This window comes from Micromonospora sp. GCM10011542 (assembly GCF_042650685.1).
Classification (GTDB): domain Bacteria; phylum Actinomycetota; class Actinomycetes; order Mycobacteriales; family Micromonosporaceae; genus Micromonospora.
In genome coordinates, this window is the sequence record NZ_JBHSBO010000052.1 from 149,522 (window position 1) to 173,704 (window position 24,183).

At 74.1% G+C, this 24,183-nt stretch carries 28 protein-coding genes; 1 reads left to right on the top strand and 27 read right to left on the bottom strand.

What is annotated here, in order from left to right; genetic code table 11:
- Window positions 1–2: 2 nt before the first annotated feature.
- The 9 genes from ACFOW4_RS20275 to hisD all read right to left on the bottom strand — a co-directional run bounded on the left by ACFOW4_RS20275 (window position 3) and on the right by hisD (window position 5,934).
- Window positions 3–449, bottom strand: coding sequence for a MarR family winged helix-turn-helix transcriptional regulator (locus ACFOW4_RS20275; protein ID WP_377529987.1), 447 nt, complete (start codon window positions 447–449; stop codon window positions 3–5).
- Window positions 450–530: 81 nt separating this feature from the next.
- A complete protein-coding gene (locus tag ACFOW4_RS20280) occupies window positions 531–950 on the bottom strand; it encodes a RidA family protein (protein ID WP_377529989.1) in 420 nt (139 codons plus the stop codon).
- Window positions 947–1,672 carry a bifunctional 1-(5-phosphoribosyl)-5-((5-phosphoribosylamino)methylideneamino)imidazole-4-carboxamide isomerase/phosphoribosylanthranilate isomerase PriA gene (priA, locus tag ACFOW4_RS20285; RefSeq protein WP_377529990.1) on the bottom strand — a complete coding sequence of 242 codons (726 nt, stop codon included), beginning with the start codon at window positions 1,670–1,672 and terminating at the stop codon, window positions 947–949. Before priA ends, ACFOW4_RS20280 begins: the two co-directional genes overlap by 4 nt.
- A gap of 14 nt (window positions 1,673–1,686) precedes the next feature.
- On the bottom strand, window positions 1,687–2,010 hold the full coding sequence (locus tag ACFOW4_RS20290) for a hypothetical protein (protein WP_377529992.1): 324 nt from the start codon (window positions 2,008–2,010) through the stop codon (window positions 1,687–1,689).
- Window positions 2,011–2,049: 39 nt separating this feature from the next.
- A complete protein-coding gene (gene hisH, locus ACFOW4_RS20295) occupies window positions 2,050–2,682 on the bottom strand; it encodes an imidazole glycerol phosphate synthase subunit HisH (protein WP_377529993.1) in 633 nt (210 codons plus the stop codon).
- A gap of 19 nt (window positions 2,683–2,701) precedes the next feature.
- Window positions 2,702–2,944: a hypothetical protein gene (locus ACFOW4_RS20300; protein WP_377530076.1), complete on the bottom strand. Its 243-nt coding sequence runs from the start codon at window positions 2,942–2,944 to the stop codon at window positions 2,702–2,704.
- Window positions 2,934–3,545, bottom strand: coding sequence for an imidazoleglycerol-phosphate dehydratase HisB (hisB, locus tag ACFOW4_RS20305; RefSeq protein ID WP_377529996.1), 612 nt, complete (start codon window positions 3,543–3,545; stop codon window positions 2,934–2,936). The genes ACFOW4_RS20300 and hisB overlap by 11 nt, the downstream gene beginning before the upstream one ends.
- Window positions 3,545–4,615: a histidinol-phosphate transaminase gene (locus tag ACFOW4_RS20310; RefSeq protein WP_377529997.1), complete on the bottom strand. Its 1,071-nt coding sequence runs from the start codon at window positions 4,613–4,615 to the stop codon at window positions 3,545–3,547. Before ACFOW4_RS20310 ends, hisB begins: the two co-directional genes overlap by 1 nt.
- Window positions 4,612–5,934: a histidinol dehydrogenase gene (hisD, locus tag ACFOW4_RS20315; RefSeq protein ID WP_377530000.1), complete on the bottom strand. Its 1,323-nt coding sequence runs from the start codon at window positions 5,932–5,934 to the stop codon at window positions 4,612–4,614. The genes ACFOW4_RS20310 and hisD overlap by 4 nt, the downstream gene beginning before the upstream one ends.
- Before the next feature lie 106 nt (window positions 5,935–6,040).
- Between hisD and ACFOW4_RS20320 the strand changes: the two genes are divergently transcribed.
- Window positions 6,041–6,745, top strand: coding sequence for an LON peptidase substrate-binding domain-containing protein (locus ACFOW4_RS20320; RefSeq protein WP_377530002.1), 705 nt, complete (start codon window positions 6,041–6,043; stop codon window positions 6,743–6,745).
- Here the strand turns inward: ACFOW4_RS20320 and ACFOW4_RS20325 are convergent.
- From ACFOW4_RS20325 to ACFOW4_RS20410, 18 genes are all read right to left on the bottom strand, one after another.
- Window positions 6,660–7,418: a DUF2567 domain-containing protein gene (locus ACFOW4_RS20325; protein WP_377530003.1), complete on the bottom strand. Its 759-nt coding sequence runs from the start codon at window positions 7,416–7,418 to the stop codon at window positions 6,660–6,662. The genes ACFOW4_RS20320 and ACFOW4_RS20325 overlap by 86 nt on opposite strands.
- Window positions 7,419–7,474: 56 nt before the next feature.
- Window positions 7,475–9,004, bottom strand: coding sequence for an AAA family ATPase (locus ACFOW4_RS20330; RefSeq protein ID WP_377530005.1), 1,530 nt, complete (start codon window positions 9,002–9,004; stop codon window positions 7,475–7,477).
- Between the two features lie 74 nt (window positions 9,005–9,078).
- A complete protein-coding gene (locus ACFOW4_RS20335) occupies window positions 9,079–10,107 on the bottom strand; it encodes a hypothetical protein (protein WP_377530007.1) in 1,029 nt (342 codons plus the stop codon).
- Window positions 10,108–10,149: 42 nt separating this feature from the next.
- Window positions 10,150–11,094 carry an RluA family pseudouridine synthase gene (locus ACFOW4_RS20340; protein WP_377530008.1) on the bottom strand — a complete coding sequence of 315 codons (945 nt, stop codon included), beginning with the start codon at window positions 11,092–11,094 and terminating at the stop codon, window positions 10,150–10,152.
- A complete protein-coding gene (gene lspA, locus ACFOW4_RS20345; protein WP_377530010.1) occupies window positions 11,091–11,705 on the bottom strand; it encodes a signal peptidase II in 615 nt (204 codons plus the stop codon). Before lspA ends, ACFOW4_RS20340 begins: the two co-directional genes overlap by 4 nt.
- Before the next feature lie 65 nt (window positions 11,706–11,770).
- The gene (locus tag ACFOW4_RS20350) at window positions 11,771–12,190 is read right to left on the bottom strand and encodes a TraR/DksA C4-type zinc finger protein (RefSeq protein ID WP_007463005.1); all 420 of its coding nucleotides are present in this window, start codon (window positions 12,188–12,190) and stop codon (window positions 11,771–11,773) included.
- A gap of 226 nt (window positions 12,191–12,416) precedes the next feature.
- The gene (locus ACFOW4_RS20355; protein ID WP_377530012.1) at window positions 12,417–13,916 is read right to left on the bottom strand and encodes a potassium/proton antiporter; all 1,500 of its coding nucleotides are present in this window, start codon (window positions 13,914–13,916) and stop codon (window positions 12,417–12,419) included.
- A gap of 22 nt (window positions 13,917–13,938) precedes the next feature.
- Window positions 13,939–14,244 (bottom strand): DUF167 domain-containing protein, encoded by a 306-nt coding sequence (locus ACFOW4_RS20360; RefSeq protein ID WP_377530014.1) that lies wholly within the window; start codon window positions 14,242–14,244, stop codon window positions 13,939–13,941.
- An 11-nt stretch (window positions 14,245–14,255) separates the two neighbouring features.
- Window positions 14,256–14,927 (bottom strand): hypothetical protein, encoded by a 672-nt coding sequence (locus ACFOW4_RS20365; RefSeq protein ID WP_377530016.1) that lies wholly within the window; start codon window positions 14,925–14,927, stop codon window positions 14,256–14,258.
- A gap of 85 nt (window positions 14,928–15,012) precedes the next feature.
- Window positions 15,013–15,819, bottom strand: a complete 807-nt coding sequence (locus tag ACFOW4_RS20370) for a DivIVA domain-containing protein (protein ID WP_377530019.1) — start codon at window positions 15,817–15,819, stop codon at window positions 15,013–15,015.
- Between the two features lie 44 nt (window positions 15,820–15,863).
- Window positions 15,864–16,169: a YggT family protein gene (locus ACFOW4_RS20375; protein WP_281573071.1), complete on the bottom strand. Its 306-nt coding sequence runs from the start codon at window positions 16,167–16,169 to the stop codon at window positions 15,864–15,866.
- 31 nt (window positions 16,170–16,200) lie between these two features.
- Window positions 16,201–16,896, bottom strand: coding sequence for a cell division protein SepF (locus ACFOW4_RS20380; RefSeq protein WP_377530022.1), 696 nt, complete (start codon window positions 16,894–16,896; stop codon window positions 16,201–16,203).
- 189 nt (window positions 16,897–17,085) lie between these two features.
- Window positions 17,086–17,829 carry a YggS family pyridoxal phosphate-dependent enzyme gene (locus ACFOW4_RS20385; RefSeq protein WP_377530025.1) on the bottom strand — a complete coding sequence of 248 codons (744 nt, stop codon included), beginning with the start codon at window positions 17,827–17,829 and terminating at the stop codon, window positions 17,086–17,088.
- Between the two features lie 9 nt (window positions 17,830–17,838).
- Window positions 17,839–18,954 carry a cell division protein FtsZ gene (ftsZ, locus tag ACFOW4_RS20390; RefSeq protein ID WP_377530027.1) on the bottom strand — a complete coding sequence of 372 codons (1,116 nt, stop codon included), beginning with the start codon at window positions 18,952–18,954 and terminating at the stop codon, window positions 17,839–17,841.
- Window positions 18,955–19,217: 263 nt separating this feature from the next.
- Window positions 19,218–20,036 (bottom strand): cell division protein FtsQ/DivIB, encoded by an 819-nt coding sequence (locus ACFOW4_RS20395; protein WP_377530030.1) that lies wholly within the window; start codon window positions 20,034–20,036, stop codon window positions 19,218–19,220.
- On the bottom strand, window positions 20,033–21,622 hold the full coding sequence (gene murC / locus ACFOW4_RS20400) for a UDP-N-acetylmuramate--L-alanine ligase (RefSeq protein WP_377530032.1): 1,590 nt from the start codon (window positions 21,620–21,622) through the stop codon (window positions 20,033–20,035). The genes ACFOW4_RS20395 and murC overlap by 4 nt, the downstream gene beginning before the upstream one ends.
- Window positions 21,619–22,725 carry an undecaprenyldiphospho-muramoylpentapeptide beta-N-acetylglucosaminyltransferase gene (gene murG, locus ACFOW4_RS20405; RefSeq protein WP_377530034.1) on the bottom strand — a complete coding sequence of 369 codons (1,107 nt, stop codon included), beginning with the start codon at window positions 22,723–22,725 and terminating at the stop codon, window positions 21,619–21,621. The genes murC and murG overlap by 4 nt, the downstream gene beginning before the upstream one ends.
- Complete coding sequence (locus ACFOW4_RS20410; protein WP_377530070.1) at window positions 22,725–24,140, bottom strand: FtsW/RodA/SpoVE family cell cycle protein; 1,416 nt, start codon at window positions 24,138–24,140, stop codon at window positions 22,725–22,727. Before ACFOW4_RS20410 ends, murG begins: the two co-directional genes overlap by 1 nt.
- Between the last annotated feature and the right edge of the window lie 43 nt (window positions 24,141–24,183).

Sequence of the window (24,183 nt, forward strand, 5' to 3'; positions counted from 1 at the left end):
GGTCACTGCTCCTTCTGTCGGTGGATGGTGTCGGTGACCCGGGTGAGCGTGTCGCGCAGCGCGACCAGGTCGGCCGCTCCGAGGCCGGTGGCCCGGGCGATCCGCAGCGGCACGTCGTCCACCTGCTGCCGCAGGGCCCGGCCCTGCTCGGTGAGGCCCACCTCGACCCGCCGCTCGTCGGACGCCGATCGGCGCCGGACGACCAGCCCCGCCCCCTCCAGCCGCTTGAGCAGCGGGGAGAGCGTGCCGGAGTCCAGCCGCAGCTCGGCGCCGAGCTCGGAGACCGTGGGGGCGTCGTCGGGGCGCTCCCAGAGCACCAGCAGCACCAGGTACTGCGGGTAGGTCAGCCCGAACTCATCGAGGATCGGCCGGTAGACGTCGGTCAGGGCGCGCGACGCGGCATAGAGCGCGAAGCACACCTGCCGGCGCAGCACCAGGTCATCGGTCACCGCTGAACCGTAGCCCGCAATTCAATTGCGCACAACTCATGTGACCGTGGTGCGGCCGTGACGGGAATCACCCGAGCCGGCTCAGCCGTCGCTCAGGTACGCCTCCAGTTCCACCTCGACCAGGTGCTCCGGGTCCAGCAGACCGGCCACCACCACCAGCGTCGCCGCCGGACGGACCGCGCCGAACACCGCGTTGTGCGCCCGGCCCACCTCGTCGGCGTACACCCGGTCGGTCACGTACATCCGGGTGCGCACCACGTCGCCTGGCTCCGCACCCACCTCGGCCAGCGCGTCCAACCCGATCCGCAACGCCTGGGCGGTCTGCGCCGCGGCGTCGCCGACGTGCGCGACCCGACCGTCCACGGTCGACGTGCAACCCGCCGTCCAGGCGAACGCGCCGGCCCGGACCACCCGCGAGTAGCCGTACAGCTGCTCCCACGGGCCACCCGAGCCGAGCCGGACGACGGCCGGCCCGCTCACGTCGCCGCTTTGCTCGCTCACGCCTCGGCCAGCGCCCGCAGCGCCTCGGCCACCGTGAACGCGCCCGCGTAGAGCGCCTTGCCCGCGATCACGCCCTCCACCCCGATCGGCTCCAGCGTCGCCAACGCGCGCAGGTCGTCCAGCGTGGACACCCCGCCGGAGGCGATCACCGGCGCGTCGGTGCGCGCGCACACCTCACGCAGCAGGTCCAGGTTCGGCCCGCGCATCGTGCCGTCCTTGGTGATGTCCGTGACCACGTACCGGGTGGCGCCCGCCTTGTCCAGCCGCTCCAGCACCTCGTACAGGTCGCCGCCGTCGCGGGTCCAGCCACGCGCGGAGAGGGTACGGCCGCGCACGTCCAGCCCGATCGCGACCCGGTCGCCGTACTCCCCCACGACCCGGTCGCACCAGACCGGGTCCTCCAGCGCGGCGGTGCCGATGTTCACCCGGGCCGCGCCGGTGCCCAGCGCGGCGCGCAGCGACTCGTCGTCCCGGATCCCGCCGGAGAGCTCCACCTTCACGTCGAGCTGCCGCACCACCTCGGCGAGCAGGTGCGCGTTGGTGCCCCGGCCGAAGGCCGCGTCCAGGTCGACCAGGTGAATCCACTCGGCGCCGTCGCGCTGCCAGGCCAGCGCCGCGTCCAGCGGCTCGCCGTAGATGCTCTCGCTGCCGGCGGCGCCCTGCACGAGCCGGACGGCCCGGCCGTCGGCGACGTCCACGGCGGGTAACAGGGTGAGGCTCAAGGTCTTCTCCTCGATCAGGTACGACGGTCCAGGGCGATCACCACGATCGCCGGCAGTACGAGCAGCAACAACACGACAAGCGCGATCCGCAGCGCCAAATTGTCCACGAACGTCCAGATCAGGATCAGCGCCGCCACGGTGAGCAGCACGATCCCGGCCCGCTCCCCGCGGGTGTGCCGGGCCAGCCGGCCCGACCGGCCTCGGGTCAGCCGGGGCGTCAACCGGCGCACCAACGCCCGGCGGCGCTGCCGGCGGGCGACCTGACGCTGCCGGGCCGCCCGGGTGCGGGCCAGCTCCGCCTCGCGTTCGGCCCGGCGGCGTGCCCGCTCGCGGCTCACCGCGGACCCCCCGAGCCGGCCACCGGGTGCCGGCCGGGCTCAGTCACGGTCGGGCAGCGTGCCGAGCCAGTTGCGCAGCAACGCGGCGCCGGTGTCGGCGGACTTCTCCGGGTGGAACTGCGCGGCGTGCAGCGAGCCCCGCTCCACGGCCGCCACGAAGTCCCCCTCGTGGTGCGCCGTCGTCACCAGCGCACCGGTGGCGCCCAATGCGGCCGGCTCCACGACCCCGTAGGAGTGCACGAAGTAGAACCGGCTCTGCGCCGGCAGGCCGGCGAAGAGCACCGAACCGGGCGCCGGGCGCACCGTGTTCCAGCCCATGTGCGGCAGCCGCGTCGCGGGCAGCCGGGTCACCCCGCCGGGCAGCAGCCCAAGGCCCTTGGTGACCACGCCGTGCTCGTCGCCGTGCTCGAAGAGCACCTGCATCCCCACGCAGATGCCCAGCACCGGCCGGCCCGCGGCGACCCGCTCGGCGATCACCGGGCCGGCGCCGAGCGCCTCGATGCCGGCCATGCAGGCGGCGAACGCGCCCACACCCGGCACCACCAGACCGTCGGCGTCCGCCGCGGCGGACAGGTCGTCGGTCACCCGGACGTCCGCGCCGGCCGCCGCGAGCGCCCGCTCGGCCGAGCGCAGATTGCCCGAGCCGTAGTCGAGCACCACCACGTCGCTCATGTCGTCACCCGTCCCGTGCTCACGCGTTCTGCCCCGGAATCAACCAGAGCACCCCGGCGACGGTGGCGAGCACCGCGAGCAGGGCGGTGACCAGCACCGCGCCCCTCGGCGCGCCCTGCCGGTGCAGCGACCACGCCCCACCCACCAGCACGCCGGCCAGGATCAGCACCAGTGTCGGCAACGCGGCCCCCATCAGTGCCCCCAACCATTCGCGGCTGCGGGGCTCCGCTCCGCTGCACTCCTCGCGCTCATCAGAGCGCACCCTTCGTGCTCGGGATCGCGCCGGCCGCCCGCGGGTCGATCGCGGTGGCCTCGCGCAGCGCCCGGGAGACCGCCTTGAACTGCGCCTCCACCACGTGGTGCGCGTCCGGGTGCCCGCCCGGACGGGCGGCCCGCAGCACGTCCACGTGCAGGGTGATCCGGGCCGCCTGACCGAACGACTCCCAGATGTGCCGGGTCATGCTGGTCGGATAGACCGGCCCGATGTACGGCGCCAGCGCCGGCTCGTCGTGCACCACGTACGGGCGGCCGGACAGGTCCACCGCCGCCCGGACCAGCACCTCGTCCATCGGCACCGTCGCCGAGCCGTACCGCCGGATGCCGGCCTTGTCGCCCAGCGCCTGGTCGAAGGCGGCGCCCAGGGCGAGGGCGGTGTCCTCCATCGTGTGGTGCGCGTCGATCTCCAGATCGCCGACGGTCCGCACGGTCAGGTCGTAGCCGCCGTGCCGCGCGATCTGGTTGAGCATGTGGTCGTAGAAGCCCACGCCGGTGCTGATCTCGCCGGCGCCGGTGCCGTCGAGGTCGATCTCGACGAGGACCTTGGTCTCCTTGGTGATCCGCTCCACCCGGGCGGTCCGACTCATCACAGTCTCTCCATCGCAGCAAGAAAAGCGTCGGTCTCGGTCGCGGTGCCGGCGGTGACCCGCAGCCAGCCGGGCAGGCCCACGTCGCGGACCAGCACCCCCTGCTCCAGCAGCGAGCGCCAGGCCACGGCCTGATCGCCGTCGACGCGGAAGAGCACGAAGTTGGCGTCGCTGTCGGCCACCCGGTGACCGCGCTCGCGCAGCGTCGCCACGATCCGGTCGCGCTGCGCCATGATGGCGCTCACCGTACCGAGCAGGGCGTCGCGGTGGGCCAGTGCCGCGCGGGCGGCGGCCTGGGTCAGCGAGGAGAGATGGTACGGCAGCCGAACCAGTTGCACCGCCTGCACCACCGCCGGATCGGCGGCCAGGTAGCCCAGCCGACCACCGGCGAAGCCGAACGCCTTGCTCATCGTCCGGGTCACCACCAGCCGCGGGTGCCCGGGCAGCACGGCCAGGGCACTGACCGTGCCGGGGCGGGCGAACTCGGCGTACGCCTCGTCGACCACCACCATGCCGGGCGCGTCGTCCAGCACCGCGGCGACCACCGCCGGGTCCAACGCGGTGCCGGTGGGGTTGTTCGGCGAGCAGAGGAAGACCACGTCGGGCCGGTGCTGGCGGACCTGGGCCACCGCCTCGTCGGCGGTCAGCCCGAAGTCGACGCCGCGCCGGGCCGGGATCCACCGGGTGCCGGTGCCCAGTGCCAGCAGCGGGTGCATCGAGTACGCCGGCACGAAGCCGAGCGCGCTGCGACCCGGGCCGCCGAACGCCTGGAGCAACTGCTGCTGGACCTCGTTGGAGCCGTTGGCCGCCCACACCTGCTCGACGGTGAGCCCGTGCCCGAGGTAGCCGGCCAGGTCGGCGCGGAGCGCCACGGCGTCCCGATCCGGGTAGCGGTTGAGCTCGCGCAGCTCGGCCGCCAGGGCCTTGCCGATCGCGTCGGCCACCGCCTCCGGCACCGGGTGGGAGTTCTCGTTGGTGTTCAGCCGCACCGGCACGTCCAGTTGCGGCGCCCCGTACGGCGACAGCCCGCGCAGGTCGTCGCGGATCGGCAGGTCGTCCAGCGTGGTCACGCCGGGCCTCCCGGGAAGCGGGCGCGGACCGCCTGGCCGTGCGCGGGCAGGTCCTCGACGGTGGCCAGGGTGACCACGTGCGGGGCCACCTCGCGCAGCGCGTCCTCGGTGTACTCGATGAGGTGCACCCCGCGCAGGAACGACTGCACGGACAGCCCCGAGGAGTGCCGCGCGCAGCCGCCGGTGGGCAGCACGTGGTTGGAGCCGGCGCAGTAGTCGCCGAGCGACACCGGCGACCAGGCGCCGACGAAGATCGCCCCGGCGTTGCGCACCCGCAGCGCCCACTCCCGCGCGTCGACCGTCTGGATCTCCAGGTGCTCGGCGGCGTACGCGTCGACCACCCGCAACCCGGCCTCGAGGTCGTCGACGAGCACCACGCCGCTCTGCTCGCCGGTCAGCGCGGTGGTGACCCGCTCGGCGTGCTTGGTGGCCGGCACCTGCCGGGCCAGCTCCCGCTCGACCGCCTCGACCAGGGCCACCGACGGGGTGACCAGCACGCTCGCGGCGAGGGGGTCGTGCTCGGCCTGGCTGATCAGGTCGGCGGCGACGTGCGCCGGGTCGGCCGTGTCGTCGGCCAGGATGGCGATCTCGGTGGGGCCGGCCTCGGCGTCGATGCCCACCACGCCGCGCAGCAGCCGCTTGGCGGCGGTCACCCAGATGTTGCCCGGCCCGGTGATCAGGTCCACCGGGTCGCAGTGCGCACGGCCCTCGGGGTCGACCGCCGCGCCGTACGCCAGCATCGCCACCGCCTGGGCACCGCCCACGGCGTACACCTCGTCGACGCCGAGCAGCGCGCAGGCGGCGAGCACCCGCGCGTCGGGCAGGCCCCCGTTGTCCTTCTGCGGCGGGCTCACCACGACCAGCGAGCGAACCCCGGCGGCCTGGGCCGGGACCACGTTCATCACCACGGTCGACGGGTACATGGCCAGCCCGCCGGGGACGTACAGGCCGACCCGGTCGACCGGCAGCCAGCGCTCGGTCACCGTGCCGCCCGGCACCACCTGGGTGGTGTGGTCCGTGCGCCGCTGGTCGGCGTGCACCCGCCGGGCGCGGGCGATCGACTCCAGCAGCGCGGCGCGCACGTCGGGGTCGAGCACCCCCTCGGCCTCGGCGATCGCCTCGACCGGCACCCGCAGCACCTCCGGCGAGATGCCGTCGAAGCGCTCACTGGCCTCGCGGATGGCCGGGTAACCATGCTTCCGGACCGCCTCCACGAGCGGCCGGATCCGCTCGACGGCCACCGACACGTCGAGCTGGGCACGGGGCAGCAGGCGGCGCGGGTCACCGAGACCATTGCGCAGGTCGATCCGATTCAGCACCCTTGCGAGTCTAGGCGGCCGGCCCGGAGCCCACCCGCGCTGCCCGTACGACGAGACGGTGAGCCGGGCCACGCCGGCGCGCTCGGATCGGGCTAGGCTCGATCACGTGACCGCACGGCTGCCGGTGTTTCCGCTCGCGACGGTGCTCTTTCCCGGGTTGGTGCTACCGCTGCACATCTTCGAGGAGCGCTACCGAGCCCTGGTCCGGCATCTGGTCGACCTGCCCGAGAACGCCCCGCGCGAGTTCGGGGTGGTGGCCATCCAGACCGGCTGGGAGGTCGCCCCGGCCGGGCCCGGCACCCGGCCGACCCCGGGCGGCGGCGACGTCACGCTGCACGAGGTGGGCTGCACCGCCGAGCTGCGCCAGGTGACCGAGCTGCCCGACGGCGGCTACGACATCGTGACGGTGGGTCGGCGCCGGTTCCGCATCGCCGACGTCGACGAGCAGAGCACGCCGTACCTGACCGCGCAGGTCGAGTGGCTGCCCGAGCCGGCCGGCCCGGACGAGGTCTCCGACCTGCTCGCCGCCCGGGTGATCGCGGTGTTCCGGCAGTACCTGGGGCTGATCCGGTCCGATCCGGAGGAGATCTCCGAGCAGCTGCCGGAGGATCCGACGGTGCTCTCGCACCTGGTCGCGGCGACCGCGGCGCTGACCGTGGACGACCGGCAGCGGCTGCTGGCGATCGACGACACCGCCGCGCGGCTGCGCGCCGAGCTGCGGCTGCTCAACCGCGAGGCGGCTCTGCTGCGCCAGGTGCGGGCGGTTCCGGTGCCGCTGGCGGAGCTGGCGTCCCCACCGACGCCCAACTGAACGCGGCCGGGTCGGGCTCCGGCTCGGGGCGCAGCGACGGCCAGCGCGACCAGCCGGCCAGCAGGGTGTACGTGACCGCGGCGCCGAACGCCGGCAGCAGCAGGTTGCCGTGCGGCACCGGCAGCACACCGAGCAGCCAGTCCACCCCGCCCGCGCGCAGGTCGGCCGGCTTGGTGAAGGCCCGGCCCTCCGGGGCGCTGGTCAGCAGCCGGTCGAAGGTGGCCAGGCCGACCCGCCGTCCCACCTGCCACGCCACCGGCGCGGCGGCGAGCGCGCCCAGCACCGCGGCGACCAGCCCGACCGGCCCGCGCAGCCGGCGCAGCAGGAACCACAGGACCAGCGCGGCGAGCACCCCGAAGGCAAGCCCGAGCACGCTGAACCACCCGTCGGCGGCGATGGGCTGCTCCGGCTGCGGCTGGGCGTAGATGGCGCCCTCGGCGGTCTTGAGCACCGGGGTGTCCGGCGCGAGGGCGGCCCAGAGCAGACCGAGCGGCGCCCCGAGCAGCGCCAGCGCGAGCACGACACCCACCCCGGCCGCCGCGGCGCGCAGTGGCCGACGGGGCTCATCGGCGCCCGACTCCGGCGCGCTCCCGTGGGTCGTCCAGGACGGGGAGTCCGTCGGCCGGTCGGGCTCGTCGACGGGCCGTTCAGGGTCGGGGGTGTCCGGGCTCACCCGATGATCCTCTCAGGCGCGCTGGCGGGCCGGGGCGCCGGTGGCGGCAGACCAGCTCACCGGGCGAACGGCTCCACCATCATCGCCGCCGCACGCAGCCAGGCCTGCCGGGTTTCCGGCTGGAGCTGGTGGTACTCGATCGACGAGCCGGTCTCCAGCGCCGGGTCGTACGGCACCACGGCCACCGCCCGCGTACGGGTGGCGAAGTGCCGCTCCAGGTCGGCCTGCAGCTCGGAGCGGCCCGGGGTCGGGCACGAAATCAGGGTGACCGCGTTGTCGGCCAGCTCGCCCATGCCCTCCTCGTGCAGCAGGTCGAGCATCCAGTCCGCGCTGAACGCCGCGTCCTCGCGGGGCACGGTGGTGACCACCAACTGGTCGGCGGCGTGCATGACGGTGCGCCAGTTGGCGCTCTCCACGTTGTTGCCGGTGTCCACGCAGACCACGTCGTGGGTACGCCGGAGCAGCTCCAGCACCCGCCGGACGGTGAACTGGTCCAGCCGCTGGGCGAAGCGGGGGCTCTCCTCGCCGGCGAGCACGTCGTACGAGCCGTCGGAGGCGTGCCGCAGGTAGTCGTCGAGCCGTTCCAGCAGGGTCGCCCCCTCGAGGATCTCGATCTGGGCCAGGTCCGAGATCAGGTGCCGGATGGTGCGGGCGTGCCGCGCACTGCCGGCGCGCAGACCGAGGGTGCCGCGCAACTCGTTGTCGTCCCAGGCGAGCACACCCTGCCCGCGCACGCTGCCCACGGTCGCCGCGGCGAGCACCGTGGCGGTGGTCTTGTGCACCCCGCCCTTGGGGTTGGCGAAGGCGAGCACCCGGGGCGTGCCGAGGTCGCGGCGGAGCACTCCGGAGGCCCGCTCCAGCTCCTGGTCGGCGGCCTGGGGCCGCCACTCGACCCGGGCCGGGTAGCCCCGCTCGATCATCGCCGGGGCCGCGGCCACCGGCGGCGCGGGCAGGGGTGCGGGCGGCGGCACGGCCACCGGCGCCGGGTAGCCGGTCTCCGGCTGGTAGCCGTTCTCCAGCAGCGCGTAACGGGACTCCACCGGCGCCGTACCGTGCCGGTAGCCGTTGTCCAGCAGCGCGTACCGCGACTCGACCGGCTCGGCCCGGCGTGCCGGCTCGGGCTCGGGGCGGCGCGGCGCCGGCACCGGCGGTGGCGGCTCGGACCGGTACACCGGCTCGGCGCGGTACGTCGGCTCCGGCCGGTAGGTCTGGCCGGCCTGGTAGGACGGTTCAACCGGGTAGGACGGCTCGGCCTGGTAGCTCGGCTCGGGCCGGTACGTGGGCTCGGCCCGGTAGGCCGGATCCACCCGGTAGCTCGCCTCGGCCCGGTAGCCGGGATCCGTGCCGTAGGGCAGGTCGGCGGGACGCGCGGTCGCGGACGCCCGCCCGGAATAGCCGTTCGGGGCGGCCCGCCGCGGCAGCGGCTCCGGGGCTGGCTCCTCGGCCTGCCGGTCGGGCTCGGGCTGCTCCGTCGTCCGGCCGCCGAGCCGGGCACGGTCGAGCAACGCCCGCCACCGCGGTGCTGGTTCGGCCGGCCGACCCCAGCCGGTCTCACTGCCCTCCACGGCCCGCCCTCCCAGCGCCATCGATCTCCGTCTGACAGGCTACGAAGGAAACCCTATTCGGACCACACCGGAGCACCGACACCACCCGGCGCGGATCAGGACGGGGCCGGCGCCACCGGCGGCGCGCCGCTGGTGTCCGGGGAGGTCGCGGCGGTCGGCGTGGCGCCCTCGGTGGGCTCCGGCGCCGAGGGATCGGGTGACGGAATCGTTACGACCGGTGCGGGTTCCGACGATTCGCCCACCGTCGGCGTCGGCCTCTGCGGGGCGGGGGGCGTCTCGGCCCGCCCCTGCGGGGTCGGCTCGACGCCCAGCCCGGTATCCGTCGGCGGCAGCACCACGTCGCGCTGCTCGGGCAGTGGGGGCGTGAAGACCGTCCGTTCCAGCCGGTACACCTCGGGGGCGGGGTCGACCGCCCGCACGTCGGGCCGGGCGGCCACGGTACGCAGCACCTCCGGCGCGGCCCGGACCACCGCCGCGTACACGCAGGCGCAGCCGGTGCGGTACGCGGCCGCCTCGGCCGCCGCCACCTCGGCGCCGCTGGCGTACACCTGGCGCAGCTCCCGCTGCTCGGCGTCGACGCCGGTCACGGCGGCGGCGCGGGACCGGTAGTCGGTCGCCTCGGCGTCCTTGCGGGTGGCCACCTCCGCCATCCCGGCGACCACGTCGTCCGGGACGCGCAGCGCCGGGATCCGGACGATCTCGGTCTGCCGGCCGGGCAGCGGCACCCGCCCGAAGACGGCCGAGACCGGCACGTCGCCCAGCACCGCGGCCACCTGCCGTGGCGGCAGGTACGCGTCCAGCGAGACCAGCGCGTAGGTGCCGGCTCCGGTGGCCGGGGCGGCGGTGGGCAGCGCCGCCAGGTCGGCCGCGGCCGAGCGTACGTAACCGGGCACCGAGTCGCCGTCGACGACGCCGACGCGGGTCACCTCGCCCACGGTCCGGTCGCCGACCGGCTGGTCGGTGGTGGCCCAGACCGAGGCGAGCAGCACCGCCGCCGTGGAGAACAGTGCGGCACCGGTGAGCACCCCGGACCGCGCCGAGCGGTGCCCCAGCCGGGTCACGGCCCTGGTCAGCGGCGGCAGTAGCCGTTGGTCCAGCTGCCGCAGCAGGTCGCCGGCGCGCACGGGCGGGATCCCCTCGTCGGATCGGTGTCGGGCGGTCGCCGCTCAGTCACGCAGGATCTGCAGCGCGCGTTCCAGGTCGTCAGGGTAGTCGCTGACGAACCGGACCTCGTCCCCCGTTCGGGGGTGCAGGAAGCTCAACTCGCGGGCGTGCAGCCACTGCCTGGCCAGCCCGAGCCGGGCCGAGAGGGTGGGATCGGCGCCGTAGGTGAGGTCGCCCACACAGGGGTGCCGCAGGGTCGAGAAGTGCACCCGGATCTGGTGGGTCCGGCCGGTCTCCAGCCGGACGTCGACCAGGCTCGCCGCCGGGAACGCCTCGAGGGTGTCGTAGTGGGTGATGCTCGGCTTGCCCCCGGACACCACGGCCCAGCGGTAGTCGTGGGTGGGGTGCCGGTCGATCGGCGCGTCGACCGTGCCGCGCAGCGGGTCCAGGTGCCCCTGCACCACCGCGTGGTAGCCCTTGTCCACCTCGCGGTACTTGAAGGCCCGCTTCAGCGCGGTGTACGCCTGCTCGCTCTTGGCCACCACCATGATGCCGGTGGTGCCCACGTCGAGCCGGTGCACCACGCCCTGCCGCTCGGCGGCGCCGCTGGTGGAGATGCGGTGCCCGATGCCGGCCAGGCCGCCGATCACGGTCGGGCCGGTCCAGCCGGGGCTGGGATGCGCGGCCACCCCGACCGGCTTGTCCACGACCACGATGTCGTCGTCGGCGTAGACCACCCGCAGACCGGGAACCGCCTGCGGCACCACGGTCGGCGGGGCGACCGGCGCGGGCAGCGTGACCTCCAGCCAGGACCCGGCCTTGACCTTGTGGGAGTTGGGCCGGGCGGTGCCGTCGACCAGCGCGTCCCCGGCGTCGACCAGGGCCGCGGCGGCGGTGCGGGAGAGCCCGAACAGCCGGGACACCGCCTGGTCCAGCCGCATGCCGTCGAGGCCGTCGGGCACGGGCAGCGAGCGGTGGTCGCCGCCGGCGGCGAACGCGGAGGTCATGCCCGCTCCTTCTGGTCGGCGTCGCGGGTGGCGGACGCGTCGGCCGGGTCGCCGTCACGCCCGACCCGGCGCCCGTCGCGCTGGCGGCCGGTCAACTCCAGCGCCACGGCCAGCAGCACGCCGCAGACCAGCGAGCTGTCGGCCAGGTTGAACACCGGCCAGACCTGGCCGTACGGGTCGAACAGGCTGATCATGTCGACCACGTGCCCGTGGAAGGGACTGGGCGCACGGAAGATGCGGTCGGTGAGGTTGCCGAGCGCGCCGCCCAGCACCAGACCGAGGCAGACCGCCCAGGGCAGCGAGCGCAGGCGCAGTGCCATCCACACGATCCACCCGACCACGCCGATGGTGATCAGCGGAAAGACCCACGTGTGGTCCGCGCCGATGCTCCAGGCGGCCCCGCTGTTGCGGGTCAGGCTCAGGTAGATCGCACCGCCGAGCAGCTTCACCGGCTCCCGGCCGGTCAGCGCGGCCAGCGCGAGGTGCTTGGTGACCAGGTCGGCCAGCAGAGCGGCCAGGGCCACACCGGCGAGGATGGCGACGGCCCTGCGCCGAGGCTTGCCGTCACCCGGCTCGGTGCGGCCAGGTCCGGCGGACGGTGCTGCGGTCATGCGCTCCCCATCGACAGTCTCGGCGGTGATCGCTCACCGCCCCTTCGCCCGCCGGGGAGCGGACCTCAGCGCCGCTCCTCCAGCTGCTTGCACGTCACGCAGAGCGTGGCCGACGGGAAGGCGGCGAGGCGCTCGACCGGGATCGGATTGCCGCACCGCTCGCACCAGCCGTAACCACCCTCGTCCAGCCGCTCCAACGCGCGCTCGACCTGCGTGATCCGTTCCAGGATGCTGTTGGCGAGAGAGATCTCCTGCTCCCGCTCGAACGTCTTGGTGCCGGTGTCGGCCTGGTCGTCCCCGGCCGAGTCGGTCAGCCGATCGCGCTGCAGCTCGGTAATCTCGCTCAGCGTCTGATCGTACTCGGCGCGCAGCTCGTCCCGCCGTGCCGCCAGTGCCGCCCGGATCTTCTCGGTCTCCGCCGCGCTGCGGGTGGCCTTGGCCACCGGCTTACGGCCGGCGGTCCTGGTGTCGGCTGGCTTCGCCATCGTCGCTCCCTCGGCCGCGGAACCGCGGTGGTCCGCGGCGCCTGGAACAGGAGGCACCGACCTGGGTGCCCCCCACGTACGAAAACGGGCGCACGGCGACATGGGCCGCGCACTCCGGAGGTTGGCAAGAATACGGAACGTACAGGCGTCCGACAACGTGCCGCACCGTCGCACCGTCAATCGACCCCTAGCCCTGCCTAACTGGGGCAAAACGAACGCTAGCAGATCAGCCGTCGGACTCATCGCCGTACTCACCAAACCAGCGGGCCAGCCGACCACGCCGGCTGACCGCCCGCAGGCGGCGCTCGGCGGCGTCCCGCACCCCGCCGGTGGCCACGATCAACAGGCTGTCCCCGGTCTTCAGCCGGGTGCCCGGACTCGGCACGAACCCCACGCCGTCGCGCAGCACCAGGGTCACCGAGGCGCCCAGCGGCAGCCGCAACTCGTCGACGTGCACCCCGGCCAGCCGGGAGCCCGGCGGCACCGCCAACTGGAGCAGATCGGCGCGCATCCGCTCCAGCGGAGCGGTCTCCACGTGGATCTCGGCGGCCTCGGCGGGTGCGGTCACCCGCAGCCGACGGGCGAGCGGGCCCAGCGTCCCGGTCTGCACCAGCGTGAAGATCACCACCAGCACGAAGACCGCGTCGAAGAGCCGCTCCGCGCCCGGCACCCGCTCCGAGAGGGGAATGGTCGCCAGCACGATCGGCACCGCCCCGCGCAGCCCCGCCCAGGACAGGAACGCCTGCTCCCGCAGGCCCACCCGGAACGGCACCGCCGACACGGCCACCGACAGCGGCCGGGCCAGCAGCACCAGGGCCAGCCCGGCGACCACCGCCGGCAGCACCGCCGCGTCCAGGCGGCCCGGCGAGGCCAGCAGCCCGAGCAGCACGAAGAGGCCGATCTGGGCCAGCCAGGCCAGCCCGTCGGCGAAGCCGAGGATGGGCTGCCGGTGCGGCAGCCGGGCATTGCCGAGCAGGACCCCGGCGACGTAGACGGCGAGGAAACCCGACGCGTGCAGCACCGCGCCGCCGGCGTACGCCAGCACGGTGATCCCGACCGCGGCGATCGGGTACAGCCCCGCCGAAGGCAGCGCGGCCCGACGCAGCGCCCACGTGCCGGCGATCCCGGCGGCGGCGCCGACCGCCGCGCCGACGGCCAGCTCGTAGCCGACCAGCCCGGCCTCGTACCACCACGGATGGGACCAGCCCTGGTGCGACAGCAGCACCACCAGCAGCACCACCGGGGCGTCGTTCATGCCCGACTCGGCCTCCAGGGTGGCCACCAGCCGGGGCGGCAGGCGCATGCGCCGCAGCGTCGCGAAGACCGCCGCGGCGTCGGTGGACGACAACACGGCGCCGTAGAGCAGTGCCAGCCGCCAGTCCAGCCCGAGCAGCAGGTGCACGGCGACGCCGACCAACGCGATGCTGACCACCACGCCGACCGTCGAGAGCGCGGCGGCCAGACCCAGCACCGGGCGCAGTGTGCTCCACCGGGCGGTCAACCCGCCCTCCGCGATGATCACGATGAGCGCGCAGAAGCCGAGGGTACGGGTCAGCTCGACGTCGTCGAAGTGGATGCCCAGCCCGGCCTCGCCAATGCCCACGCCCAGCGCCAGGTAGACCAGGAGGCTCGGCACGCCGAGTCGGGTGGAGAGTCGGACCGCTCCGACCGCCACGAGCAGCACGGCCGCTCCCAGCAGCAGCGCGACATCCAGACCGGGCGTCACGACTGCCTGGCCCGGGCGTTCCTCACTCGCCGGATCCGTCGCGCAGCCGGCGCAGCACCCCGGGCAGCTCCGGGCCGGGCCGCTCGACGAGGAAGAGCTTGTCCCGGCTGGCCGCGCCAGCTCGCAACGTCACCGTCGACGGGCGGACTCCCAGCGCACCGGCCAGGGCCCTCCGGGCGGCCTCGGTCGCCCGACCGTCCACCGCCGGGGCGTGTACGGCGATCACCAGGGCTGCGCCGTGCGGCCCGTCGAAACGGCCACCCACCCGGTCCCGGGAGGCGCCGGGCTTCACGCGTACCGCCACGGTGAGCGTGTCCTGCGCGGGCACCGGGCGGCGTTTCAGATCGGCCGGGCGTCGGCGAGCAGGGCGGTGGCCGGCGCGCAGAGAGCGCACGGGGTGAAGCCGAGCTCGACGGCCTCGGCGACGGACAGCGCCTCGTGCGCCCGGACCAGCAGGTACGGGCAGCTGGCGAGGTGGTAGCGGGGCCGGCCGTCCACCACCTGCACGGGGTCGGGCAGACGGGCCACCCGGGCCGCCTCGGCGGGGGTGATCGGCTGCGCGGCCGGCTCGTCGTCGTCCGCCGCGACGGCGGCGTCCGGAGTCGGACCGGCGAACGGCGGCGGGTCGGGGAGGGGCCCTGCCGGGTCGGCCGGCGGCTCGGGCGGTTGCCGCCACCCGGTGCCGCCGGTACCGACCGTCGTGGGCACGTGCTGGACCGGAACCTCCGGCTCGACCAGCGGCGGCCCGTACGGGACACCGGGGCTGGTCGGGCCGGCCGTCCGGATGCCGCCGGGGCCGCGCGCCCCGGTGCGGCCGGGCTCCGCCGCGGCGCGGCCGGGCTCCGCCGCGGCGCGGTTGGCGGCCGCCTGGCGGGCGCCCACCACCAACGCCACGGCGGCCAGCAGGCTGGCCGCGATGGAGACGATCAACATCAGGCTGGAACCACCGGCCAGGCCGAGCACCAGCAGGACCACCGCGACGAGGATGAGCAGGAGACTTGCGACTATCACGGCTCACCCCCGCCGCGTCGTACCGTCCAGGCGGAGCCGGCGACCGTCACCATCGGTCTTGCGGACAGTGGTCGCCGGCCGGTGCTCAGCGTCCGGCTTCGAGGGCGCCGGAGCGCCCGCCGCCGTAGGACCCGGCGAGACCGGCCGTGGCCAGCCCGTTGCCGCCGGCGACCCGACCGGCCTCGGAGCGGGTCATCTCCGCCTCCAGGCCCTGGCCGCGGCCGTCGAGGTCGCGCAGCTGGCTCTCGAGGTAGGCCTTGAGCCGGGTGCGGTACTCGCGCTCGAACTGCTTGAGCTCCTCGATGTGCTTCTGCAGCGCGGTGCGCTTGGCGTCCAGGCCGCCCATGGCCTCCTGGTGCCGCTGGCGGGCGTCCCGCTCCAGGGCGTCAGCCTTCGCGCGCGCCTCGCGGGTGACCTCCTCAGCCTTGCTACGGGCCTCGGACAGCAGCTGGTCGGCCTCGCGGCGGGCGTCGGACACGTGGTCGTCGGCGGTGCGCTGGGCCATCATCAGCACCCGCAGCGCCTGCTGCTCACCGTCGGCGCCGGCGCCGACGGCCGGGCCACCGGTGGTGCGGACCTGCTCCAGCTCGGCCTGCATCGCGCGGGCGGCCTGCTCGGCCGCCGCCTTGTCGCGCTGCACCCGGTCGAGCTGGGCCTTGACGTCGTTGAGCTCCGCCGCGAGTCGGGCGTCGCCGCCGGGGCCCGCGGGGGCGCCGCCACGGCCGCCGCGCTCCACCTGGGCGCGCAGCTCGTTGTTCTCCTCGATGAGACGGGCGAGCTCGCGCTCGACCTCGTCAAGGAAGGCGTCGACCTCCTCCTCGTCATACCCCCGCTTGCCGATCGGCGGCTTTTTGAAGGCGACGTTGTGGACGTCGGCCGGGGTCAGCGGCATCGAAACTCCTCGGGTCAGTTGCGGCCGCGATAGCGAGTCGGTCATCAGGCGGTCCTGATGATCGACGGCTCTAACACGAACTCCATCAGCACGAACAGGATAACCAGGAGCACAAGGGAGGCCAGGTCGATGCTCACGGTACCAATTCGCAGCGGAGGGATCACACGCCTCAACGCGCTGAGAGGGGGATCAGTGACGCTCCACACGGATTCCAATCCCGCCGATGCCCCTCGCCCCGGTTGCCACCGTCGCCCGTACTGCAGGACGGCGCTCAGGACAAACCGGGACAGAAGAAGGAGCAGGAAGACATACAGGATCAGGTACAGCACTTGCAGCAGGATCGACAACACGACAGGCGACGTCCCTCGGCTCGGGCGGGGGTCAACTCAGACTGAAAAAGCCGCCCTCAGCGATCTTGGCCTTGTCCTCCGCGGTGACCTGGACGTTGGCCGGTGAGAGCAGGAACACCCGATTGGTCACGCGCTCGATCGTACCGCGCAGCCCGAACGCCAGCCCGGCAGCGAAGTCCACCAGACGGCGGGCGTCGGCCTCGTCCATCTCGGTGAGGTTGATGATCACCGGAACCCCGTCGCGGAAGTGCTCACCGATGGTGCGCGCCTCGCGGTAGGTCGTCGGGTGCAGGGTGGTGATCTGGTAGCGCTGCTCCTCCTCGGGAGCCACCGCCCGCTCGCGCGGCGGCGCCTGCGGCGCCAGGGCGAGGTTGTCCCGGGTGTGGTAGGTCAGCGCGCCGGAGGTCTCGCCGGACCCGGACCGCGTGATCGAGCGCACGCTGGACCGTTCGGCCCGCTCCGCCCGCTCCACGTCGCCCCGGTCGCTCTCGGCGCCGCGGCCGGTGGCCCGCTCGGAGAGCCGCCCCCGCTCGCCCACCCGCGACCGTGGCGCCGGCGGCTCCTCGGTCTCGTCGTCGTCCTCGTCAGCGAACTCCTCGGAGTACCGGCTCTGCCGGTACCGCGAGTCGCGGTAGCCACCCTTGTCGTAGCCACCGTCGTCGTAGGCCCGCTCGTCGTCCTCTTCGACCAGACCGAGCCAGACCCCCGCCTTGCGCAGTGCACCCATCCCGCGCCCTTCCGTCCGCCATGCGGCACGCGCCCCCGTGCCGTGTCGCTCGTCGCGAGTGGACAACGTGCCCATCGGACCGAAACGGCAATCCCCTGGCGCGCGATTCGCGTCCCGCGCCACGCCCCCGAACACGAGGACGCCGTCCCTGAAACAACACTGATGTAATTTGCTTCTCTCGCGGTCAGGCTACCGCAGCGTGGGACGCATTCCGAGCAACGCGCTACCTACGCGGACATGTGTCGCGCCATATCTGATCGCGATTTCCAGGTCGCCGCTCATTCCGGCCGAGAGAGCCGTCGCTCCGGGATGGACTGCGCGGAATCCCTCGGCCAGCTCGGCCAGTCGACCGAAGGCCCGCTCCGGCGGCCAGCCCAGTGGCGCCACCGCCATCAGGCCGGCCAGGCGCAGCCCCGGCGCGCCCGCCACCGCCTCGGCCACCGGGTCCAACCCGACGTCCGGGTCGGCCGAGCCGGGCAGCGCGCCGCCCCGGGCCGGGTCGGCGTCGATGCTCACCTGGACCAGGGCCGCCAGCGGCTCGTCCCGGTCCGCCGCCGCGTTGCCCAGTGCCCGGGCCAGCCGGACACTGTCCACCGAGTGCACCACGTCGGCGTACCGGACCACCGAGCGGGCCTTGTTGCGCTGCAACTGGCCGATGAAGTGCCAGCGTGGACGCACCCCGGCCGCGGCCACCTCGGCGGCCTTGCCGGCCGCCTCCTGGTCGCGGTTCTCCCCCATGTCGGTCACCCCGAGCCCGGCCAGCGCCAACACGTCGCCGGCCGGGTAGGTCTTGGTCACCGCGATCATGGTGACCTCGGCGCGGTCCCGGCCGGCGTCGGCACACGCGTCGGCGATCCGGGCCCGGACCCGGGCCAGGCCGGCGGCGAGTTCGGCCCGGCGGTCCGGTCGTACCGTGGCTGAGCTGTCGGTCATCGGCGGTGCTCAGGACCCGTTCTTGAGGAAGTCGGGCACGTCCACGTCGTCGAAGAGCACGCGGCGCGGCGACTGGGTCGGGGCCGGCGACGTGGCCGGCGGCGGAACCGGGGTGCTCTGCGGCGCCGGCTGGTTCGTGTTGGTCTTACGCGTCGGCTCGGCCGCCTTGTACGCCGGCGCACCCCCGTCGAAGCCCGCCGCGATCACGGTCACCCGCACCTCGTCGCCGAGGGCGTCGTCGATGACCGCACCGAAGATGATGTTCGCGTCCGGGTGGGCCGCGTCGGTGACCAACTGGGCCGCGTCGTTGATCTCGAACAGGCCCAGGTCGGAGCCGCCGGCGATGGAGAGCAGCACGCCGCGTGCGCCGTCCATGCTCTGCTCCAGCAGCGGGCTGGAGATGGCCGCCTCGGCCGCCTCCACCGCGCGGTTCTCACCGCGGGCGCTGCCGATGCCCATCAGCGCGCTGCCGGCGCCGCTCATCACGCTCTTCACGTCGGCGAAGTCCAGGTTGATCAGACCCGGGGTGGTGATCAGGTCGGTGATGCCCTGCACACCGGAGAGCAGCACCTGGTCGGCGGTGCGGAAGGCGTCCATCATGCTGATGTTGCGGTCGCCCAGCGCGAGCAGCCGGTCGTTCGGGATGACGATCAGGGTGTCGCACTGGTTGCGCAGTTCGTCTATTCCGGACTCGGCCTGCACCTGGCGGCGCTTGCCCTCGAAGGAGAACGGCCGGGTCACCACGCCGATGGTCAGCGCGCCGAGCTTGCGGGCGATGTTCGCCACCACGGGCGCGCCGCCGGTGCCGGTGCCGCCGCCCTCGCCGCAGGTCACGAAGACCATGTCGGCGCCCTTGAGCACCTCCTCGATCTCGTCGCGGTGGTCCTCGGCGGCGTTCTTGCCGACGTCGGGGTTGGCGCCGGCGCCCAGGCCGCGGGTCAGCTCGCGGCCGACGTCGAGCTTGACGTCGGCGTCGCTCATCAACAGCGCCTGCGCGTCGGTGTTGATCGCGATGAACTCGACGCCCTTGAGCCCAACCTCGATCATCCGGTTGACGGCGTTGACGCCGCCACCCCCGATGCCGACGACCTTGATGACCGCCAGGTAGTTGTGCGGAGGTGTCATCTCCGGTCCTTTCCCTTCGAGATTGGCTTCGGCCGACCGGGTAGGGCGTGGCCAGACCAGCGGTCGACGACAGCTGTCACCAGCGAGGATCAGGGCTGAACCCTCACCCTCTACTAGAGGCTTACAGTTATGTCAACCACTGATCCTCTTCGGGGCAACGTAAGCGCCGCCGCCCGATGAGCCAAGGACCCCACCGGCGTGTCGCCGCCCGGAGCGCGACGGGTCACCTTCCGGGCAGCCGATCAGCCGTTCCTGGCCGCCGTTCAGCGGAAGGTCACCACGTCCGGCGCGCTCACGTCGATCCGATCGGTGTCCTCGTCGAGCAGCGCGGTCGCCACCCGGGCCTTGTCCCTACCCCGGGTCGCGTCACCCCAGACGACCGTCCGGTCCCCGCTCAGTCGCAGGCTGATCCGGGCCAGCCCCTCCACCGTGACGTCGACCAGCGCCGCGCGCAGTTGCGGAGTGAGCGCGGCGAGCACGTCCAGCGCGGCCCGGGTGCCCGGGTCGTCGGCCGCCGGCTGGCCCACCCGCACCAGCGGCAGCTCGGCGGGCTGCCGGGGCACCGTCTGGAACGCCACCCCGGCCCGGTCGACCAGGACGAACGCCGCACCCTGCGGCACCGCCGCCACCGGCGTCCGCTCGGTCACCCGGACGACCAACGCCCCGGGCCAGTCCCGCGACACCGTGGCCTTCTCGACCGGCGCCAGCGCGCCGATCCGCCGCGCGGCGGCGGCCAGGTCCACGCGGGCCAGCGGGACGCCGTCGGCCACCCCGACCGCGTCCCGCACCTGCACCGCGGTCACCAGCTCGGCGCCCTCCACCCGCACCTCGCGGACCCCGAACAGGCCGGTGCTCAGCACGGTCCAGGCCACCAGCCCGGCCAGCGCCAGCACCCCGGCGGCGACCGCCCAGGGCAGCGCGGCGCGCATCCGGCGCTGCCGGGCACGGGCCATGAACCGGCGCGTCGACGGCGGCACCGCGTCGCTGCCCGCCCGGACCAGCTGCCAGCGGCGGGCAAGGCCGCGCCGGGGGGCGCCGCCGTCCGCGGCGCTGGTCCGCCCCCGGGCCGGGCCGGGACTCATCCGGCCGTCGGCGCCGCACCATCGGGTGCGGCGGCGCCACCGAGAGCCGCCCCGTCACCACCGGCCGTGGCGCCGTCGGGCACCGCGGAGCCGACCACGCTCTCCGCGCCGGCCGTCGCGCCGTCGGGCACCGCAGAGCCGACCACGGCCGCCGTGTCAGCCGTGCCGCCGGCGCGGGCCGCCAGGGCCGCGAGCAGTTCGTCACCCATCAGCGAGATCGGCGGGGCGCCCATCGTCACCACCACGTCGCCGGGTCGGGCCCGGCGGGCCACCTCGACCGGCGCGTCCTCCCACGAGTCGACGAAGACCTTGTGCTCGGCCGGCAGCGGCACCGCCTCGATCAGCGCCGCCGCGCCCTCGCCGGGCTGACGCAGCTCGCCCGGCCCGAAGACCTCCAGCAGCACCAGCTCGTCGGCGATGGCCAGTGCCTCGGCGATCTCCGCCTGCAGGTCGCGGGTGCGGTAGAGCCGGTAGGGCTGGAAGACGACGATCAGCCGACCCTCGCCGGCCACCTCGCGCAGCGTCTGGTTCGCCAGGGTCATCGACGTCGGGTGGTAGGCATACTCGTCGTAGACCAGCACGCCGTCCGCGACGCCCTTGCGCTCGAAGCGCCGTCGCACGCCGGGGAAGACCGCCAGCGCGGTCTCCGCGGCCACCATCGGCAGCTCCAGCAGGTACGCGGCCAGCACCGCGGAGGCGCTGTTGAGGCCCATGTGCCGCCCCGGCACCGGAAGCCGGAACTCGCCCAGCGACCGGCCGTCGATGGCGGCCAGGTAGCGCACCCCCCGGGCCGAGGAGGACATCTCGGTCAGCCGCAGGTCGGCGTCCGCCGCCTCGCCGTAGGTGTACACCCGGCGTCCCTCGGCTCGCAGCGTCTCGGCCAGCCGCCGGCCGCCCGGGTCGTCGGCGCAGGTGATGATGAACCCGTCCGGGTCGGTGAGCCGGGCGAACTCGACGAACGCCGCCTCCAGCGTCGCGTAGTCGCCGTAGGTGTTCAGGTGGTCCGCCTCGACGTTCGTGATGATCGAGACGTACGGGCGGTAGATGAGGAACGAGCGGTCGCTCTCGTCCGCCTCGACCACGAAGTACTCGCCGGTGCCGTGGTGCGCGCCCGAGCCGACCTCGGAGATCTCCCCGCCGATCACGAATGACGGGTCCGCGCCGGCCTGCTGGAGCACCATGGTCACCATCGAGGTGGTGGTGGTCTTGCCGTGGGTGCCGGCCACCGCGACCGCGCGGCGGCCGGTCATCGCCGCCGCCAGGGCCTCGGAGCGGTGCAGCACCCGCAGGCCGCGCCGGCGGGCCTCGACCAGCTCCAGGTGGTCCTGCGGGATGGCCGAGGAGTAGACGACCGTGTCCACGCCGTCGAGGTTGGTCGCCTCGTGGGTCATGTGGATCGTCCCGCCCAGCGCCCGCAGCCCGGCCAACGACGGCCACTCGCGCAGCTCGCTGCCGGAGGTCGGGATGCCCCGGGTGAGGAAGAGCCGGGCCAGGCCGCTCATGCCGACCCCGCCGACGCCGATCAGGTGGATGGTGCCCAGGTCCTCGGCGGTGAGCGTGCCGGCCGGGGTGAACTGCGCGGTCATCGGGCCACCGCCTCCAGAACGAAGGCGCGCAGCGCCTCGTCGCCGTCGCGCCGCCCGTACGCGGCGGCCGCGGTACCCATCGCGTGCAACCGGTGCGGGTCGCGGATCAGCGGGATCACGGTGCGCTCCAGCCAGCCCGGGGTCAGCTCCGCGTCGTCGACCAGCAGCCCACCGCCGGCCTCCACCACGGGCAGCGCGTTGCGCTTCTGCTCCTGGTTGCTGTGCGGGTACGGCACGTAGATGGTGGGCAGCCCGATGGCGGCCACCTCGGCGCAGGTCATCGCCCCACCCCGGCCCAGCAGCAGATCCGCGGCCGCGTAGCCCAGCTCCATCTCCGACAGGTACGGCAGCGTCACGTACGGCACCGGCAGGTCGGTGGGGATCGGCACCGGCTCGTTGCGGGCGCCCATCACGTGCAGCACCTGTACGCCGTTGCGGGCCAGCTCCTTGGCCGCGCCGGAGACGGCGAGGTTGATCGAGCGGGCGCCCGACGAGCCGCCGGCGACGAAGAGCACCGGCAGGTCCGGGCGGAGCCCGAAGTGGGCCCGGGCGGCGTTGCGCAGCGCGAACCGGTCCAGACCGGCGATGCTGCGGCGCAGCGGCACACCGACCACGGTGGCGTCGCGCAGCGACTCGGCCTGGCTCGGCTGGTGCGGGAAGCCGACCGCGACGTTCTTGGTGAACTTCATGCCCAGCCGGTTGGCGACCCCCGGCGGCACGTTCACCTCGTGGATCACGGTGGGCAGCTCCCGGCGCCAGGCGGCCAGGTAGGCCGGCACCGAGACGTACCCGCCGAAGCCGACCACCACGTCGGCCTGCACCTCGTCGATCACCTTGCCCGCCGCGCGCGCCGCGGTCCACATCCGGCCCGGGGTACGGACCAGGTTCATGTTGACCGACCGGGGCAGCTGGTACGCCGGGATCTGCCGCAGGTCGTAGCCCTGGGGCGGGATCAGCTCGTTCTCCATGCCCTTGGGTGTGCCGAGGCAGGTGATCCGGACGCCCGGGTCGTGTCGGCGCAGGCAGTCGGCGAAGGCGAGCAGCGGGTAGACGTGTCCCCCGGTGCCACCTCCCGCGAGCACCACCGAACGCAGCGGACCCATCAGCGTCTCCTCTCGCTCGCCGTCCCGGTGCGGCTCCGGCCCTGCCGGGCGCCGCGCGGAACGGCCTGGTCGTCGTGGCGCCACTCGCGGGACCGGGGCACGGACCCTCGGCCAGCCGGCGGCGGCGTCGCCGGCCGGCGACGCCGGCCGGGAAGCGGCGGCAACGGGGCCCAGAGTAGTCGGACCCACCGGGCCGGCGGACGGGCATGCAGTGCTCTGGCCGCATCGGGTTCGGCGCGGGCGAAGGATGCCAGCATCCCGATCGCCGCCAGCGTCACGACCAGGGCACTTCCGCCGTCGGAGATGAACGGCAGCGGTAGCCCGGTGATCGGGAGGAGCCCGACGACCCCGCCGATGTTGATCACGGCCTGGCTGACCAGCCAGGTGGTCACCGCGGCGGCGGCGAGCCGGCGGAACGGGTCGTCGACCCGCCGGGCGATGCGCAGCCCGGTGTACGCGAGCACCGCGAACAGCGTGAGCACCACCGCGCAGCCGATCACGCCCAACTCCTCGGCGATGATCGCGAAGATGAAGTCGTTGTGCGCCTCGGGCAGCCAGTCCCACTTGAGGCTGCTCTTGCCCAGCCCGACGCCGAACCAGCCGCCGTGCTCGATGGCCAGCCGGCCCTGGTAGAGCTGGAGGCAGCCGTCGAGCTTGCACTTCTCCGGGTCGGGCGGGTTGATGAACGAGACCAGCCGGGCGAAGCGGTAGTTCTCCTCGCCGCTCTCACCGGAGCCGGCGCCCAGCGAGGCCACCGCGACGAGCAGGCCGATCCCGATCAGTCCGGCGACCGACAGCGCGCCGAAGACCCGCATCCGCACTCCGGCGGCCCAGAGCAGGCCGACCACCAGGGCGAGCAGGCAGAGCATGGTGCCGACGTCGTTGTAGCCGACCAGGACGAAGAGCAGGCCGATCACCGGAAAGAGCGGGGTGGCCAGCTCCCGCCACCAGCCCAGCGCGGCGCCCTTGCGGGCGATCACGTGGGCGCCCCACAGCACCAGCGCGAACTTGGCCAGCTCGGAGGGCTGCACCTGGATCCCGCCGATGAACAGCCAGAGCAGCTTCGCCTCGATCGGCCCGATCCGGGCCGACTCCTGGTGGGTCAGCCGGGCGTAGGCGAGCAGCAGGTTGAGCACCAGCAGCAGCCCCACCGCGGTGATCAGCAGCGGCCGGCCCAGCGCCCGGTAGGTGCGGGCGGGCAGCCGCTGGCAGGCCCAGAACGCCACGATGCCGATCCCGGCGAAGAGCGCTTGTTTGATCACCGACGCGGAAGCGTCGCCGTCCTCGGCGTAGTCCTTGATGCTGGTCGCGGAGTAGACCATGGTCAGCCCGATCAGCAGCAGCAGGCCGGCGCTGGACAGCAGCAGGTAGTAGGACGCCAGCGGCCGGTCCAGCAGGCCGCGCAGCGCGGCCAGGCCGCCGGCGGCGTCCAGCCCCCGCAGGGTCGCCGCGGCGGCC